Source organism: Nocardia niwae NBRC 108934 = DSM 45340, assembly GCF_001613465.1.
Taxonomy (GTDB): Bacteria; Actinomycetota; Actinomycetes; order Mycobacteriales; family Mycobacteriaceae; genus Nocardia; species Nocardia niwae.
The window spans coordinates 72858-88359 of record NZ_BDCK01000020.1 but is presented as its reverse complement, the minus strand read 5'-3'; the positions used below and the strand labels follow the sequence as shown (position 1 = coordinate 88359).

Below are 15502 nucleotides of genomic sequence, written 5' to 3'. Positions count from 1 at the left end.
GGCCCGCGTGCGGAACGGGGGAAGTGGATCAGCCCGCGGCAGTGTCCGGGATGCGGACGGACACGGCGCCGGGGTGGCTGCCGCTGGGGACGCCCTTCTTCAGGCTGTGGGCGTAGACGTCGACGTACTCCTGGCCGGTGAGCCGCATGAGCTCGTACATGACCTCGTCGGTGACAGCGCGCTCGACGAAGCGGTTGCCGCCCATGCCCTCGTAGCGGGAGAAGTCGATGGGCTCGCCGAATTTGACGGTCACCTTCCTGCGACGCCAGCGGAACGGGCCGGGCGGGCTCACCTCGTCGGTGCCGATGACGGCGACCGGGATGACGGGGACGCCGGTCTCCAGCGCCAAGCGGGCCAGGCCGGTCTTGCCCTTGTACAGGCGGCCGTCGGGAGAACGGGTGCCCTCCGGGTAGAGGCCGACCAGGCGGCCCTGGTCGAGCAGCTTGCGGGCGGCGTTGAGCGCGTCCTCGGCGGCGTCGGCGCCGCTGCGGTCGATCGGGTACTGACCCGTGGCGCTGAAGAAGAATTTCTGGAACCGGCCCTTGATGCCCGGGGTGGTGAAGTACTCGGCCTTGGCGAGGTAGTTGATCCGCCGCGGGCTCAGCAACGGAGCGAACAGCCAGTCGGCGAAGGAGAGATGGTTACCCGCCATAATGGCCGGCCCGTCCGCCGGAATGTTCTCCACACCTTCGACCGTAGGCCGGTTGTAGAGATGAATGAACGGTCCCAGCAGCACGAACTTCAGCAGCCAGTAGAACATGACGTCCTTCCCCCGGGACCGGGATAGTTGCGGGCACCTGCTTCAATTGCCGACTTTACCGCTGGTGCAAGATCACATCCAACCGCAGCGGCGAATCTCACCACACTTCGGCCCCGACGCCGACCGATAGCTGCGACCGGCGTGTCGCGGCAGGCCACCAGGGCGTGGCCGCTGCCGTCACCGGCTGGTCCGTGCCACGCGCGCGGACTTGCGCGCGCCGGAGGACAGTGCGGCCCTGGCGAGATCGGCGGCCCCGATCATGCCCGCGGCCTCGCCCAGCTGGGTGGTCCGGATGCGGGCCAGCGGCCGGTGTCCAGCACCCGTGATCGCGCGCGCGTACTCCTCGCGCGCCTCGTCGAGGAACAGCGGCGCCGAACTGCTGACCCCGCCCGCGATGACCACCAGGTCCGGATCGAAGATGTCGCTGACGAACGCCAGCCCGAGCCCGAGCCAGCGCGCGAAGTCGGCCATCACCCGCGACGCGAGCGGGTCGCCGTCCTGCGCCGCCCCCGCGACCCGCCGTCCGGTCAGCGAACCCGGATCCCGCGCCACATCCCTGGCCAGCACGGAATGCACCGTGTCGCTGGCCAGCATTTCGATCGCGGTCTCGGCCAGCGCGGTTCCGCTGCAGTAGCGCTCCCAGCACCCGCGTTTGCCGCACGGGCAGGGCCGCCCCTGCGGGACGACTTGCAGATGGCCTAGTTCTGGTGCGACGCCGTGCGTGCCCCGGTAGAGCTGGCCGTCGATGAGCAGGGCGGCGCCGATGCCGGTGCCGATCGCGACGAGCACCACGTTGTGCCCGCCTGCGGCCGCGCCGAACCGGTATTCGGCCCACATCGCCGCGTTGGCGTCGTGCTCCAGGATGACCGGCAGTTCCAGCCGCTCGGTGAGCCGCTCGGCGACCGGGGCGTCCTGCCACGGCAGGTGCGGGGCGAACCGGACGGTGGAGCGATCGCCGTTGATGAACCCGGCGACCGCCAACCCGACGGCGCCGATGGGATGCCTGCCGGACAGCTCGCGCACGGCCCGGTCCAGCGCATCCTCCAAGGCTCGCGCGGAATGCGGCGTCGGAGCCTGGACCGTGTCGAGCACTTCGCCGCTGTCGTCGATCACCGACGCCCGAATGTTGGTGCCGCCGACGTCTATTCCGACGGTCAGCGATCGCGTACCGGCCATCTGCTGCGTCATACCTTGATCGTCACGGGTATGTCGACGTAACGCGGGCCGTCGCCGTCCTCGGGCGGACCGTGGCGATGCGGCGCACCGGTTTCCGGGTCGGTGTCGGCGGGCATGACGGGGTCGACCGGCACTCCCGCCAGCGCCTCGCGCAGCACGGTGACGATCGCGGTGCCGTGATCGGCGATCGCGGCCAGTACGTCGTGATGCTCCCCGCGCACCAGCGCCGCGGCCGCGCACACCGGGCACCAGCTGCAGCTGGACCACTCGACCTGCCCGTCGGCGGCGCGCCGCAGCACCGGCTCCACCCGCTCCAGCACCGCCTCCGCGAGCAGCTTCAACTCCTCGGCGAACTCGCCGATACCGTCCGGCGCGGTCCGGCCGCCGGCTCCGTCGCCGTGGGGCGTGTGCCGATCACCGGTCATGGTCGTGACTTTCGGACGCCTGCGCCCAGACCCGCGGATCGGGCCGGAAGCGGACCACCAGGTACTCGTCCGCGAGCTCGGCGCCGTCGACCGTGCACCGCCGCAATACCGGCGCCAGGCGCACCCGGCGCCGGACACCGTCCGCTCCCACGATCAAATCGTCCTCCACTCGGCCAAGGCGCAACGTGGCGGCGTCGACCACCGGCAGGTGCATGCGCAGCGCGTACACCGACTGCAATCCGGTGCCGGATTCCCGGAGAACCAGCGGTTCGCCGGAACTCGCGTCGACCTCCGTCTGATTGTCGCTCAGCATAAGCGCAGCGTCGCCGGTGTCGCCCGCCGACTCCATCGCGTACGACAGCGCGGCCAGCGAGTCCAGTCCGATCGGTTCGGGACCGGTGTGCTGCGCGAGCACCACCGGGATACCCGGCATCTTGCCCCGCAACTCGGCGACGACATCCGATTGCTCGCCGCGCCGGTTCGAATACCAGCGCACCGCAGGATGTTCGGCTCCGCCGGACACGGAGGGCGCCGGGAGGTCGGGCAGCACCTTGTTCACCACCACGGCATCCAGCCGCAGGCCGAGCAGCGTCGCCGCCGAACGCACCCGCTGCGACTCGGCCACCGCGACCCGCTCGGCCACGGTGATCAGCCGGGCCCCGGTGCGCCGGTGGTCGGCGAGCAGGTCGCGAACCTCGGTGACCGCCTTGACGATCCGTTCGACCGTCACCGCAAGCACGGCGCGGCGCAGGTCGGTGCCGATGGCGCTCATCGCACGCTGGTGCGGCGGCCAGATCCGTTCCACGTAGCCGAGCAAGGTGGCGGGCGCGGTGACGATGCGCAGCATGTCCGCCGAGGGCGGGCAGTCGACGACGATGAGATCCCAGTCGTCCTCGGCGGCGAACTGGGTGATCTCCACCAGCATCAGCAGTTCCTGCACACCGGGCAGGCCGGTCAGCTCCGCCGGATCCAGCGCCGCGAGATCGACGCCGTGCTGGTGCCCGCCGCCGGTCGAGACCAACCGCACCACGTCGCGGAACCGGTCCTCGAGCAGCGCGAGCGAATCGATCTCGATCACGTCCACGCCGGGCAGCACGGTGGCGACACCGGTGACGGTGCCGGGATCGTGCGGGAAGCGGAAACCGAGCGCGTCACCCAGCGAGTGCGCCTGATCGAGCGAAGCGACCAGCACGCGACGGCCCGACCTGGCCTCGGCCATAGCGGTGGCACACGCGAGCGTCGTCTTGCCTACCCCGCCCTTGCCGATGAACAGTTCGACCCGGGTCTTGTGCGCGGTCAGCCTTCGACCCGTTTCTTCAGTTCCTTCAGCGCGGTGTCGGTGATCACTTTCTCGGCCTTGCGCTTGAACATGCCGATCATCGGGATGTTCAGATCGACGGTCAGCGTGTAGACGACCTCGGTGCCCCCGTCGGGGCGGTCGATCAGCTCGTAGGTGCCGTTCTGCGCCTTCTGCAACTCGCCGCTGAGCAGCCGCCAGCTGACCGCCTTGCGGTCGGCGCGCCAGTCATAGGACAACACGTAGGTGTCCTTGACCACCCCCGCATCCAGCACGAACCGCGCGGTCTCGGCCAAACCGTCCGGTCCCGCCTTCAGCACCTCCACCGACTTCGCCGCCGACACCCACTCCGGATAGGACTCCAGATCGGCGATGACGGACATCACCTGCTGCGACGGGGCCTCGATGACGATCGATCTCTGGGTCCTGTCGGCCATGCGGACAGCGATTCCTTTCAGCGTCGGTGCTGGTAGATCAAGACCGGGGCGCGGGAGCGACACCGGCAGGGCGTCCCGCCTCCAGCCGGGACTTCAGCTCGAACGACATGTTCCTGCCCGCGACCCGGCGCGCCCGGTTGGCGGCGGCCAGCTTGCCCGCAGGCAGCGCGGGCTGCGGCTCCGCGTGCAGGAAATAGTGCAGGATCACCCCGTCGAGCGAGGGTTCCAACCACACTTCCATCGTTCCGGTCAGCGCTCCGGCCACCGACCAGCGGATTCCCTTCTCGCCTCGATCCTCACGGACCTCCAGTACCAGGTCCGGCCACCACCGGCGCCACTGGTTCGGTCCGGACAGCAGGTCGGCCACGGCGGCCCCCGATGCGGCGACGAAGGTCTGGTCTGCGACCTGGATACTGCTCACTCCGCTGAGCGTAGTAGATGCGACGCGGATCACCGCAGCAGCTGTCGCAGGCGCGCGCCCAGGGCGTCCCAGCGCCACTGTCGCTCCACGAACACGCGCCCCGCCGCGCCCATCCGCGCGGCCGCGTCCCGATCCGACAGGATCTCCACCAGCGCGTCGGCGATCTGCTGCATGGAGCGGCCATCCACGATCCGCCCCGTCTCGCCCTCGATCACGGTCTCCGGCGCGCCGCCGGAATTGCCCGCCACCACCGGGACACCGGACGCGGATGCCTCCAGGTAGACGATGCCGAGGCCCTCCACATCCAGGCCGGCGCCCCTGGTCCGGCACGGCATCGCGAAGACGTCCGCCAGCGTGTGATGGGCGGCCAGCTCACCGGAGGGGACGCGGCCGGTGAACACCACGTCGTCGGTGACGCCCATGGCGACCGCGAGGGCGCGCAGCTTCTCGTCGAAGGGGCCGCCGCCCGCGATCACCAGAACCGCGCCCGGCACGCGCTCGCGAATATCGCGCATCGCCACGATCAGCGCGTCCTGCCCCTTGCGGGGCACCAGCCGGGACAAGCACAGGATCGTCGGACGATCGCCCAAGCCGTAACGTTCACGCAGCTCGGCGCGCGCCGCCGGATCCGGACGGAACACCTCGGTGTCCACGCCCGGCGGCAGGTACTCCAGCGCCGCGTTCGCTCCGAACGCGGACGCGAACCGGCGGCGGGTGTAGCGGCTGACGTAGGTGACCACGTCGGTGTGCTCGCCGATGACCCGCAGCGCCTGCCTGGCCCCTGGCAGCATCGACCAACCCACCTCATGGCCGTGCGTGCTGGCCAGAATGCGTTCGGCGCCCGCGCGCCGCAGCGCGGGCGACATCAGCGCCAGCGGCGCCGCCGCCCCGAACCACACCGTGTCGCACTTCTCGCTCCGCAGCAGCCGCGCCGCGCGCCGCAGCACGAGCGGCGTCGGCAGCATCAGCGTCGTCGGATGGCGAATCACCTGGAACTTCTGCTCGGCGTCGTACTTCAGATGGCTGTCGCCACGCCAGCGCGGAGCATAGACCACCAGGTCATCGGGCGGCAGCTCACCGGCCAATGCCTGCAGGTAGGACTGGATACCGCCCGGCCGCGGCGGGAAATCATTGGTAACCAGCAAAGTTCGGGCCATGCGCAACAAAATACTGTGTTTGTTCTGCCGCGCCTTCGGCGCGGCGGGTTCGCGGCCCTCTTATGGCTCGCGTGTGCGCACACGCGAGCCGGGCCGCGAACGGCGGATGCTCGGTCTGGCGTCGCTCGAAATCGGGGGTCGAGGTGCGCTGGTCGAACGCGACGGCCGCTCGGACGCGAGCCGGGTCGCGGTCGGGAAGGCCGGACGTGGACGCCGACGTTGTCGGCGCCGTTGGTGAGAGCGACCGCGGTGACGGACGGGATTCCGGGGCGGTGCCGGGATCGGGCCGCCGGGGTCTTCGTTGTCGCGATTGCGCCGTGCGTCCCAGCTGGCGCAGACCGACCAGCGGTAGCTATGACGCCGATGCGGTCATGCGGTCATGCGGTTCGGGCTCGGAGCCACTCGCGCCAGTCGTCGACGAAATCGGCGCGGGTGGTGCCGAGGACTTCGCGCAGGATGTTGTCTTCCGTGGCCGGATCCTGCTTGCCCCCAGCGACGCGGAGGTAGAGCTGGACCAGACGCGGGCGGTCGTATTTCTCGGCGACGAAAGCGCAGATCGACCAGGCCCTTTCATAGGTGAAGGCAGCATCGGGACCGGAGAACTCGGCGTCGGTGGGCAGGTCGCCGGGAATCCGCCCGGCGTGGGCGTGCGCGGTGAGCGTGGGAGCGATGTCGGCGAACCGCTGACCCTCGCGATGGTGGGCGGTGTAATCGGCGAAGCCTTCCAGCATCCACAGCGGGGCGCCGTCGACGGTGTCGGCGCGCGCGGCGATGTGGGTGAGTTCGTGTCGCAGCAGGGTGGCCATGCCCTCGGGGTCGAGGCGGCGCCCGGTGTCGGGACCGAAGACGACACGCTGCCCGGTAGGCCGGCTGCCCGGCGAGAACGGATCGGCGATGGAGGCAGCGGCGACCTCGGCGGGCAGGAGATCGGGCGAACGCAGCAGCGCGGCGAATTCGGAGGGCGACGATGCGACGACGACGAGCGCAGACTGTGCCCAGCCGGGACCCCACACGTCGGTTACCGCGGCGGTGGCCTCGGCGAGCTCGCGCTCCAGCACATCGATTTCGATGCGCTGGTCGGGATGGCCGACGACCAGTGACCGCTGTCCGTCGCCGGTGGGCACCTGACGGGCGATGATCGATCCGAACGGTTCGACGATGCGGCGCACCTCGGCCAGCCTCGGATCGGCGGCCGCCGCCTGCCCCACCGCCTCGACCGCACCCGGTTGCGCGGCCCGCAGTTTCGGCAGCACCGTGTTCGGCACCACGAGCAGCCCCACGCACACGCCGGTGAGCGCCACCACCATCGCGACGGTCAGGCAGAACTCGAAGCGCCGCCGCGCCGACCACCACGCGCGCAGGCTCCGCAAGCCGGTCATCGGCGCACCCCGGTCGGGGCTGCGGCGCCGGAAGGCCGCGCGGTGCCGGAGGTGCCGCGTCGACCGCGCGGGTCGCTCACGATCGACCGCCGCTGGTCGGTGCTGTCGTGGGTAGTGCGGTGCCGCTGGCTGGCTCGCTCACGGCCTCTAGTATCGCCGAGCCGAATGGAACGGCGTCGAGCCCATGGGTGCGACCGCGACGGGGACGCCGAAGGTGGAGGCGTGCAGCATGAGCCCGTTGCCCGCGTAGATGCCGACGTGCGAGATGTCGGAGTAGAAGAACACGACGTCGCCGGGCTGCAGATCGTCCTTGTCCACGGGGGTGCCGTAGGAGGCCTGCTGCGAACTCGTCCGGGGCACGTTCTTGCCGACCTGTTTGAACGCCCACTGGACCAGGCCGGAGCAATCGAACTGGTTCGGACCGGTGGCACCCCACACGTAGGGGTCGCCGACCCGCGTGAGCCCGGCCGCCAGCGCGCTGGTGCCGCTGCCGGGAACGAGACCCTGCAGGAGGCTGTCGCGGTCGAATCCGGGCGGGAACGGGGATCCGGCGAGGGCCGACTTGTCCTTGGCCGACAGCGCGCCCCACGCCTGCACCACCTCGGCGATGGCGCCGCCGAGATCGCTGCGCTTGTGTTCCAGATCGATGCGCACCGCCTCGGCTTTCTGCGCGGCGGAGCGGGCGGCGTCGGCGGCGGAGCGGGCCGCCGATTCGGCCGCGGTAGCGGCGGCGGTGGCCTTGTCGTAGTGGTCGAGCTGTTCGGCGGTCTGCGCCGACACCACGTCCAGCGTGGACATCTGGTCCAGCAGTTGCTGCGGTGAATCGCTGACCAGCACGGCGAACAGGCGATTGGTGCGGGCGCCCTGGTAGGCGGCGATCGCGGTGCGGTCGATGACCGGCTGGTACCGGCGCACCTCGTCACGGGCGCGGTCGACCAGGTCGGTACTGGCGGCCAGGCGGGCGTCGGCGTCACGCTGGACGGCGAGCTTCGCCTCCAGCTCGGCTTCGGCTCCCAGAGCCTGCTGGTTGAGCTGCTCCGACTGATGAGACAGATCGATCATCCGCTGCACGGCCTCGGTGGCGGTGGTGGGCAGCGCTACGGGATCGGCTCCGGCCGGGCTGCCGCTGTAGAGGCCCGCGGCCAGGATTCCGGCTGCCAGCGTCCCGCCCATCAGGCGTTTGGCCTGCCGTCTCCGGTGATGTTCAGCCACAGCCCGCGGTGCCCCGTTCTCTCGTGAAGCGATCTCTCGTGAAACCGACGCAGAGGTCTTCGCCGAACCCGGGGTTTGCGTCGGGCGAACCGCGGGTAGTCAGTCGAAGGTCTCGGTTAGGTTACGGAACCGCCGTGGTCGGTGTCCAGTAGAGCACGAAACGATCACAGCGCCGTCCTGCGGTCGGGCCGCGGCCCTTTGCGGCCCGACCAGCTGCTTCTCAGAAGCGGCGAGCGCCTGCGACCGGCATCGAGGAGATGGGCGCCACCTTCACGGGCTGGCCCGAGGTGGACGCGTGCACGACGTTGCCGTCACCGGCGTAGAGGCCGGAGTGGCTGCCGCCGTAGAAGGAGACGAGGTCGCCCGGCCGCAGGTCGTCCAAGGAGACCGGGCTGCCCGCGGCGAGCTGCGCGCCGCTGGTGCGGGGCAGTTCCACGCCCGCCTGGCGGTAGGACCACTGGACCAGTCCGGAGCAGTCGAACGAGTTGGGGCCCGCGGCGCCGTAGACGTACGGCGAGCCGACCTTGCTCAGCGCGGCGTCCAGGGCGATGTCGCCGGAGCTCTTGGGTGCGGCGAAGGGGAGGGGAGCCGGACCGGGCAGTTCGAGGCCCGGCAGACCCGGCGGCACCGGGACTTCGTTCGGGACCTCGAAGGTCCCCACGCCGGGGATGGTCACCGGCTGGGCCGACGCGGGGGCTGCGGGCAGCAGGAACGCGCCGACGGTGGCAGCGCCGACGGCCCCGGCGGCAACAGCGCGCTGTGCGTGACGCTTGACGGCGTTGGTCGTCATGATGCGGTACTCCCAATCTGCCTCACGACGCCGCACCCGGTGGTGCCGCGGACTTCGTCGGCGCCGCACCGGTCGGCGCGGCGGACTCCGTGAGGTCTCGAAAAGGTTACGAAGACATCACGGTGATTTGTAAAGCGTCGGCAAAGCGAAATGCGGTCGCTCAACAATTTCACCGGCGAATCGGTGTGAGATATGTCCCATCGAATCACGAACAGATAACGGCTGAGTATTCCCACGATCGGGTGGGTTTCGACGGATGGAAGAACCGGTCGATACCGGCTGGCGCCGCGAGGTGGACTCGAGGCTCGTTTTCCCAGGTAAATGCTAGAAATCAGACGTAGACTCCGATATGGACGCCTGTTCGTACACTGTAGAGCCGGGGCCTGTCGAACTGCCCGGGGCGCGACTGTCGCCTTTTGCCGGACTCGCGGCAATGTTTGATACAGTTATCGACCTTTTGTGATCTGGCTCTCTTTATCGCATTTCTAGATCATTTCCCGGGTACCGCCCTCGAATCCCCACGGTGTCATTCGGACATTTCGTGTCGTGTCCGCGCGCCCGGTTCCTGTCGGACCGTGGCCCTACGCTGCACGCCGTGTCCGCCCCCGCGCCGCGCCCGCCCGCCCAGCAGCTGGCTTTCGACGAGCTCGACACCCCCCTGTACGACACGACATTCGTGGTCGTGGACTTGGAGACCACCGGGACCAGCCCCGGGGCCGACGGCATCACCGAGATCGGCGCCGTGAAGGTGCGCGGTGGGGAGGTGCTGGGCGAGTTCGCGACGCTGGTCAACCCCGGGCGGACGATCCCACCCGCGATCGTGCACGTCACCGGCATCACCACCGCGATGGTGTACGCCGCGCCGCGCATCGAGGCGGTGCTGCCCGGCTTCCTGGAATTCGCGGCGGGCGCGGTGCTGGTGGCGCACAACGCCCGATTCGACATGGCCTTCCTGCGCGCCGCCGCGGCGCAGTGCGACACCCCGTGGCCACCGGCGCAGGTGCTGTGCACCGTGAAACTGGCACGGCGCGTGCTCGGGCGCGATGAGGCTCCCTCCGTCCGGCTGAGTTCGCTGGCCCGGCTGCTCGGCGCCTCCACGCAACCCACCCACCGCGCATTGGACGACGCCCGTGCGACCGTCGACGTATTGCACGCGCTGATCGGCCGAGTGGGCAACCAAGGCGTGCACAGTCTCACCGAACTGCTCGACTATCTTCCCGACGTCACGCCCCGGCAGCGCTCGAAACGTGTCCTCGCGGCGGATCTCCCCGCCGCTCCGGGGGTGTATCTGTTCCGCGGTCCCACCGAAGAAGCCCTATATATAGGGACGGCCGTGAACTTGCGCCGCCGCGTCCGCAACTACTTCACCGGTTCGGAGACCCGTGGCCGGATGAAGGAGATGGTGTCGCTGGCGACGCGGGTCGATCACGTGGTGTGCGCGCACGCGCTGGAGGCCGGGGTCCGCGAACTGCGGCTGCTGGTGGCGCACACTCCGCCCTACAACCGCCGGTCGAAATTCCCGAAGCGGGCCTGGTGGCTCACCCTCACCGACGAGCCGTTCCCCCGGTTCTCGGTGGTGCGCGAGGCCGGTGGGAATGCGCTGGGGCCGTTCCACTCCCGCAACGACGCCGCCGATCTCGGCGTGATCATCGCCGAATTCACCGGCCTGCGGACCTGTACTACCCGGCTGTCCCGGCGGGCGGTGCACGAGTGCCCGCCCGCCCTCGTCGGCGGGTGTCCGGCGGGCTCCGGCGGACGACCGTCGACCATGACGGAGTACGCCCCCGCGGCCGAGCTCGTGCGCGCGTTGTTCGCGGGGCGCGGCGACGCGCCGATCCGGAACATGCTCGATCGCATCGAAATCCATTCGCGGGCAGAGCAGTTCGAGGCCGCCGCGCGGCTGCGTGACCGGGCGGCGCGGGTGGTGCGCGCGCTTCACCGGATGCAACGCCTGGCCGCCGTGGCCCGCATCGCCGAACTGATCGCCGCGCACCCGGACGGTGACGGCGGGTGGGAGTTCGCCGTCATCCGGTACGGCCGCCTGGCCGGTTCGGGCACCGCGCCACGCGGTACGCCGCCGATGCCCATCGTGGAACAGATCGTGGCCTCCGCCGAAACCGTCGTGCCGACAGGGGTTTTCGCGCACACCGAGGATCCGCTTCCACAGAGCGCGGCGCCGATCGGGGGATCCGGCGAGAGGACCGCGGGCGACGACGCCCCGCCGCTGCGCGGCGCCGCACCGGAAGAGGTGGCATTGATCGCCCGCTGGCTGGCCCGGCCCGGGGTGCGGATCGTGCGGACCACCGACGGGTATCACGAGCCGCTGTTCGGCGCGGCGCGATGGCTGGGCTGGGCGGAACTGGCCGACGCGGCGGTCCGCGCGCAACCGACCGAGCAGGGCTATCTCGACCGCTTAGGCTGAGCGTCATGATTACCGCGATCGTCTTGATCCACGCCGACAACGGCCGCATTCCCGAGACCGCGCAGGCGGTCGCGGACACCGAGGGCGTCGCCGAGGTCTACTCCTGTGCCGGCGACGTGGACTTGATCGCGATCGTGCGGGTGCGCGACCACGAGCAGATCGCCGAGGTGGTGACCGGCCGGATCGACAAGACACCGGGTGTCGAGCGCACCACGACGCACATCGCGTTCAAGTCGTACTCGCGCGCCGAAGTGGAGGCCGGGTTCTCGCTGGGCGAGTAGTCCCGCTCAGTCCTCGATCCGGACGCTGCGCACCGCGAAGTAGGCGGCGTCGTTCGGCGCGAGCGCGACGACGTCGCCGGAGCATCCCGGCGCGTCGTGCAGGTGTACGACGACGTCGGTGCGGTTGCGGATCTCCACGTCGGACCCGTCGCCGACCTCGACGCAGCCCACCGGATCCTCGTAGACGACGCCGTCGGCGAACAACGCGCCTTCGGCCGCATTCGCCCCTGGGGCGGCGATGATGCTCACGGCGGCGGGGACGGCGAGTAGCGCCGGGACAGTGGGTCGCATGGCTGTGCTCCTCGTCGGTCGAACCGGTCGGCGCGGTGCCCGGCGAAACTCGGCATGCGCCGGATTGCCCGCTCGACGTTACCGGCCGCGCCCGGCCCGATCAGGGCCTCCGTTCAGGTCAGCGTGTCGGCGGTGGCCCGCCTCAGCTGTCGCCGAGGGTCTGCGTCAGCTTCGCCCAGCGCTCCAGCAGCGCGGTGGCGGCACCGGTGTCGATCGCCGCGGCGGCGCGCTCGATGCCCGCGGCGAGCGCCGCGTGCAGGTCGGCGTCCGGATCGCCCGCGCCGCGCGACCAGTCGTAGGCCACGATCGCGGCGGCCGAATTCAGCAGCACCGCGTCGCGGACCGCGCCACCGTTACCCGCGAACACGTCGCGGGCCACACCCGCGTTCACCTCGGCGTCGCCGCCGCGCAGCGCGTCCAGATCCACCCGGGGGATGCCGATGCGGGTGGGGTCGATGGTGGTCTTGCGGGTCCGTCCGCCCGAGACGATCCAGGCCTCGGTGGTGTCGGAGGTGGTGATCTCGTCCAAGCCGTCGTTGCCGCGCACCACCAGCGCGCTCGCGCCGCGCTCGGCGAAAACGCCCGCGATCACGGGCAGCAGGTCGGCGAACGCGCAGCCGACCAGCCCGGCGCGCGGCTGCGCGGGGTTGGTCAGCGGTCCCAGCACGTTGAAGACGGTCGGGATGCCGATCTGGCTGCGTGCCGCACCGGCGTATCGCAGGGCGGGATGGAATACGGCCGCGAAGCAGAAACCGATGCCCGCTTCCCGCACGCAGCGCGCCACACTCTCGGGACCGAGCGCCAGCTTGACGCCCAGCGCTTCCAGCACGTCGGCGCCGCCGCTCTTGGACGACGCGGCCCGGTTGCCGTGCTTGACCACGGGAACCCCGGCCGCGGCGACCACGATCGAGGACATGGTGGAGATGTTCACCGAGCCGGAGCGGTCACCGCCGGTGCCGACGATGTCGACCGCGTCGCCGTCGATGCGGACCAGCCGGGCGTGCTCGAGCATGCCCGTGGCCAGGCCGGTCAGCTCGGCGGGCGTCGGGCCCTTGATCTTCATGGCGACGCCGAACGCGGCGATCTGGGCGGGGGTGGCGTTGTCGGACATGATCTCGTTCATCGCCCACGCTGTGTCGTCCGCGGCCAGGTCGCCACCGTCGGCGAGGGTTCCGAGCACCTGGGGCCAGCTGCGCACGCTCATTCCACACTTCTCCCGTCACACTGGTTTCCCGCACCAGTTTGGTTGCCTGCAGCCTAGTGCGCGACCGGTTATGCCTGCGGTCCCGGCTGCAGGGCGTCCCAGCCGTCGGCGATGCCGTCGTGACGCTGGGCCAGACCGGCCATGCGGGAGCGCTCCTGGGAGCAGTGCAGGGCGTCGAGCAGTTGGACGCGCCGCAGGATCACCGTTTCGAGTGCGTCGGCGCCCGGGCCGCCGACCTGCGGCGCGGGGGAGTAGCCGTCCTGCGCGGCGATCGCGCAGACGGTCTGCACGTGCCGGGGCGGGATGCGCAGGTGGTGGCGCAGCACGGCGGGCGCGTCCGGCGTCAGTGCGGTAGCGCGCGCCAGCGCGGCCGAGCAGGCCTCCGCGTCGTCGAAGCCGGACGCGACCACGATCAGATCGGCTCGGTCCGGGTCCAGGACAGGGGTCCGCTCCCGCCGCCACAGCCGCCGCCACACGTTCATCTCAGCTTCTCCTTACCCTCGCCTGTCATGCTGGCCGGGCGTTCGTCCGCGCGCGACCCGTTCCAGCGTCGCGCGCACCGCTCGCCCCGAGGCCCCCGCCTGGTCCAGAGCCTGTCGTTCCCTGGGTTTTCCGACACGGAGGAACCAGTTTCGTACCCGGCTACGGCCGTCGTACTACGACGAGTCATACTTACCCCCGTGACGACCGCAGTAGGGACCCCAGGATCGGCCATTACCCAGCGTGTGCATTCGCTGAACCGGCCCAACATGGTCAGCGTCGGTACCATCATCTGGCTGTCGAGCGAGCTGATGTTCTTCGCCGGCCTGTTCGCGATGTACTTCGTCGCCCGCGCCCAGGCGCACGGTAACTGGCCGCCGGAGCCGACCGAACTGAACCTGAAGCTCGCCGTGCCGGTCACGGCCGTGCTGGTCGCGTCGTCGTTCACCTGCCAGATGGGCGTGTTCGCCGCGGAGAAGGGCGACGTGTTCGGCCTGCGCCGCTGGTACGTCGTCACGCTGATCATGGGCGCGTTCTTCGTCGGCGGCCAGGGCTACGAATACATGAACCTGGTGCACGAGGGCACGTCGATCTCCAGCAGCTCCTACGGCTCGGTGTTCTACATCACCACCGGCTTCCACGGTCTGCACGTCATCGGCGGTCTGATCGCGTTCGTGTTCCTGCTGCTGCGCACCAAGGTCAGCAAGTTCACCCCCGCACAGGCCACCGCGGCGATCGTCGTCTCCTACTACTGGCACTTCGTCGACATCGTGTGGATCGGGCTGTTCGCCACGATCTACTTCGTCCGCTGATCGTGGACGCCGCGCTGCCGAGCGCGCGCGGCGCGACCCAGGATCTTTCGCAGAAGTCGGTTCCGTCTACTCCAAAGGGACACAGATGAGTTCATCTCCCCCGTCAGCGCCAGAGCCCGCCAGCCCCGGGAACGGCCAGGCCAGCAAGACGCGCAGGCAGCGCCGCGTTCGCCGTCGCATCGCGGGCGGGCTTGCGCTGCTGGTGGGCCTCGTCGGAGCAGGCTTCCTGGCATCGGCCCTCACGCCGGACCCGCAGCGCGCCACCGCGCACGAGGACCAGTCCGCGCTCATCCGCGAGGGGCAGCAGCTCTACGACACGTCCTGCATCACCTGCCACGGCGCGAACCTGCAGGGTGTCGCCGACCGTGGTCCCAGCCTGATCGGCGTCGGCGAGGCCGCGGTCTACTTCCAGGTGTCCTCCGGCCGCATGCCGATGGCCCGCAACGAGGCCCAGGCGCAGCGCAAGCCGCCGAAGTTCGACGCCCACCAGACCGACGCGCTGAGCGCGTTCGTGGCAGCCAACGGTGGCGGCCCGACCGTGGTCCGCGATGCCAACGGCGAGGTCGCCCAGGAGTCGTTGCGCGGCGACGATATCGCCCGCGGCTCCGAGCTGTTCCGGATGAACTGCGCGTCCTGCCACAACTTCACCGGACGCGGCGGCGCGCTGTCCTCCGGTAAGTTCGCGCCGCCGCTGGAACCGGCCAGCGAGCAGCAGATCCTCGCCGCGATGCTCACCGGCCCGCAGAACATGCCGAAGTTCTCCGACCGCCAGTTGAGCGCGGAGGAGAAGCGCGACATCATCGCCTACGTCAAGAACGCGACCGAGGAGCACAGCCCGGGCGGCTGGGATCTCGGCGGGTTCGGTCCGGCGACCGAGGGCCTGGCCATCTGGGTGGTCGGCATCACGCTCGTGGTCGGCGCCGCGATGTGGATCGGATCCCGGTCATGAGCAACAGCG

At 70.2% G+C, this 15502-nt stretch carries 17 protein-coding genes; 4 read left to right on the top strand and 13 right to left on the bottom strand.

Features of this window, described 5'->3' with window-relative positions:
• Positions 1–28 precede the first annotated feature (28 nt).
• The 10 genes from NNI01S_RS12690 to NNI01S_RS12645 form a co-directional block, all read right to left on the bottom strand.
• On the bottom strand, positions 29–760 hold the full coding sequence (locus NNI01S_RS12690; protein ID WP_063020269.1) for a lysophospholipid acyltransferase family protein: 732 nt from the start codon (positions 758–760) through the stop codon (positions 29–31).
• Positions 761–937: 177 nt separating this feature from the next.
• Positions 938–1948: an ROK family protein gene (locus NNI01S_RS12685; protein ID WP_063020268.1), complete on the bottom strand. Its 1011-nt coding sequence runs from the start codon at positions 1946–1948 to the stop codon at positions 938–940.
• Positions 1945–2361, bottom strand: a complete 417-nt coding sequence (locus NNI01S_RS12680; protein ID WP_063020267.1) for a hypothetical protein — start codon at positions 2359–2361, stop codon at positions 1945–1947. Before NNI01S_RS12680 ends, NNI01S_RS12685 begins: the two co-directional genes overlap by 4 nt.
• Positions 2351–3634 carry an ArsA family ATPase gene (locus NNI01S_RS12675; protein ID WP_084488755.1) on the bottom strand — a complete coding sequence of 428 codons (1284 nt, stop codon included), beginning with the start codon at positions 3632–3634 and terminating at the stop codon, positions 2351–2353. The genes NNI01S_RS12680 and NNI01S_RS12675 overlap by 11 nt, the downstream gene beginning before the upstream one ends.
• A 23-nt stretch (positions 3635–3657) precedes the next feature.
• Entirely contained in the window at positions 3658–4095 is a 438-nt protein-coding gene (locus tag NNI01S_RS12670; protein ID WP_063020265.1) for an SRPBCC family protein, read from the bottom strand.
• A 37-nt stretch (positions 4096–4132) separates the two neighbouring features.
• On the bottom strand, positions 4133–4516 hold the full coding sequence (locus NNI01S_RS12665) for a hypothetical protein (RefSeq protein WP_063020264.1): 384 nt from the start codon (positions 4514–4516) through the stop codon (positions 4133–4135).
• A gap of 29 nt (positions 4517–4545) precedes the next feature.
• Positions 4546–5673 (bottom strand): glycosyltransferase family 4 protein, encoded by a 1128-nt coding sequence (locus tag NNI01S_RS12660; RefSeq protein ID WP_063020263.1) that lies wholly within the window; start codon positions 5671–5673, stop codon positions 4546–4548.
• 377 nt (positions 5674–6050) lie between these two features.
• Positions 6051–7052 (bottom strand): hypothetical protein, encoded by a 1002-nt coding sequence (locus NNI01S_RS12655; RefSeq protein ID WP_063020262.1) that lies wholly within the window; start codon positions 7050–7052, stop codon positions 6051–6053.
• Positions 7053–7199: 147 nt separating this feature from the next.
• Complete coding sequence (locus tag NNI01S_RS12650; protein WP_063020261.1) at positions 7200–8225, bottom strand: NlpC/P60 family protein; 1026 nt, start codon at positions 8223–8225, stop codon at positions 7200–7202.
• Positions 8226–8484: 259 nt separating this feature from the next.
• Positions 8485–9054: a C40 family peptidase gene (locus NNI01S_RS12645; protein WP_063020469.1), complete on the bottom strand. Its 570-nt coding sequence runs from the start codon at positions 9052–9054 to the stop codon at positions 8485–8487.
• 595 nt (positions 9055–9649) lie between these two features.
• Here NNI01S_RS12645 and NNI01S_RS12640 point away from each other — a divergent pair.
• Positions 9650–11476, top strand: coding sequence for a DEDD exonuclease domain-containing protein (locus tag NNI01S_RS12640; RefSeq protein ID WP_063020260.1), 1827 nt, complete (start codon positions 9650–9652; stop codon positions 11474–11476).
• A 5-nt stretch (positions 11477–11481) separates the two neighbouring features.
• Positions 11482–11757 carry an Lrp/AsnC family transcriptional regulator gene (locus NNI01S_RS12635; protein WP_063020259.1) on the top strand — a complete coding sequence of 92 codons (276 nt, stop codon included), beginning with the start codon at positions 11482–11484 and terminating at the stop codon, positions 11755–11757.
• 6 nt (positions 11758–11763) lie between these two features.
• On the opposite strand, the gene NNI01S_RS12630 is transcribed toward NNI01S_RS12635, so the two are convergent.
• The 3 genes from NNI01S_RS12630 to NNI01S_RS12620 all read right to left on the bottom strand — a co-directional run bounded on the left by NNI01S_RS12630 (position 11764) and on the right by NNI01S_RS12620 (position 13734).
• Positions 11764–12048: a hypothetical protein gene (locus NNI01S_RS12630; protein WP_063020258.1), complete on the bottom strand. Its 285-nt coding sequence runs from the start codon at positions 12046–12048 to the stop codon at positions 11764–11766.
• A gap of 142 nt (positions 12049–12190) precedes the next feature.
• Complete coding sequence (trpD, locus tag NNI01S_RS12625; RefSeq protein WP_063020257.1) at positions 12191–13252, bottom strand: anthranilate phosphoribosyltransferase; 1062 nt, start codon at positions 13250–13252, stop codon at positions 12191–12193.
• A 68-nt stretch (positions 13253–13320) separates the two neighbouring features.
• On the bottom strand, positions 13321–13734 hold the full coding sequence (locus NNI01S_RS12620; RefSeq protein WP_063020256.1) for a hypothetical protein: 414 nt from the start codon (positions 13732–13734) through the stop codon (positions 13321–13323).
• Between the two features lie 198 nt (positions 13735–13932).
• Between NNI01S_RS12620 and ctaE the strand changes: the two genes are divergently transcribed.
• Both ctaE and qcrC read left to right on the top strand, forming a co-directional pair.
• Positions 13933–14544 (top strand): aa3-type cytochrome oxidase subunit III, encoded by a 612-nt coding sequence (gene ctaE / locus NNI01S_RS12615; protein ID WP_063020255.1) that lies wholly within the window; start codon positions 13933–13935, stop codon positions 14542–14544.
• Between the two features lie 85 nt (positions 14545–14629).
• A complete protein-coding gene (qcrC, locus tag NNI01S_RS12610; RefSeq protein ID WP_084488754.1) occupies positions 14630–15493 on the top strand; it encodes a cytochrome bc1 complex diheme cytochrome c subunit in 864 nt (287 codons plus the stop codon).
• Positions 15494–15502: the final 9 nt, after the last annotated feature.

Excerpts from the sequence above, each read along its gene's own strand:
- NNI01S_RS12690 (WP_063020269.1), bottom strand. The coding sequence starts at position 760 with ATGTTCTACTGGCTGCTGAAGTTCGTGCTGCTGGGACCGTTCATTCAT.
- NNI01S_RS12685 (WP_063020268.1), bottom strand. The coding sequence starts at position 1,948 with ATGACGCAGCAGATGGCCGGTACGCGATCGCTGACCGTCGGAATAGAC.
- NNI01S_RS12680 (WP_063020267.1), bottom strand. The coding sequence starts at position 2,361 with ATGACCGGTGATCGGCACACGCCCCACGGCGACGGAGCCGGCGGCCGG.
- NNI01S_RS12670 (WP_063020265.1), bottom strand. The coding sequence starts at position 4,095 with ATGGCCGACAGGACCCAGAGATCGATCGTCATCGAGGCCCCGTCGCAG.
- NNI01S_RS12660 (WP_063020263.1), bottom strand. The coding sequence starts at position 5,673 with ATGGCCCGAACTTTGCTGGTTACCAATGATTTCCCGCCGCGGCCGGGC.
- NNI01S_RS12655 (WP_063020262.1), bottom strand. The coding sequence starts at position 7,052 with ATGACCGGCTTGCGGAGCCTGCGCGCGTGGTGGTCGGCGCGGCGGCGC.
- NNI01S_RS12650 (WP_063020261.1), bottom strand. The coding sequence starts at position 8,225 with ATGGGCGGGACGCTGGCAGCCGGAATCCTGGCCGCGGGCCTCTACAGC.
- NNI01S_RS12645 (WP_063020469.1), bottom strand. The coding sequence starts at position 9,054 with ATGACGACCAACGCCGTCAAGCGTCACGCACAGCGCGCTGTTGCCGCC.
- NNI01S_RS12635 (WP_063020259.1), top strand. The coding sequence starts at position 11,482 with ATGATTACCGCGATCGTCTTGATCCACGCCGACAACGGCCGCATTCCC.
- NNI01S_RS12630 (WP_063020258.1), bottom strand. The coding sequence starts at position 12,048 with ATGCGACCCACTGTCCCGGCGCTACTCGCCGTCCCCGCCGCCGTGAGC.
- trpD (WP_063020257.1), bottom strand. The coding sequence starts at position 13,252 with ATGAGCGTGCGCAGCTGGCCCCAGGTGCTCGGAACCCTCGCCGACGGT.
- NNI01S_RS12620 (WP_063020256.1), bottom strand. The coding sequence starts at position 13,734 with ATGAACGTGTGGCGGCGGCTGTGGCGGCGGGAGCGGACCCCTGTCCTG.
- qcrC (WP_084488754.1), top strand. The coding sequence starts at position 14,630 with ATGAGTTCATCTCCCCCGTCAGCGCCAGAGCCCGCCAGCCCCGGGAAC.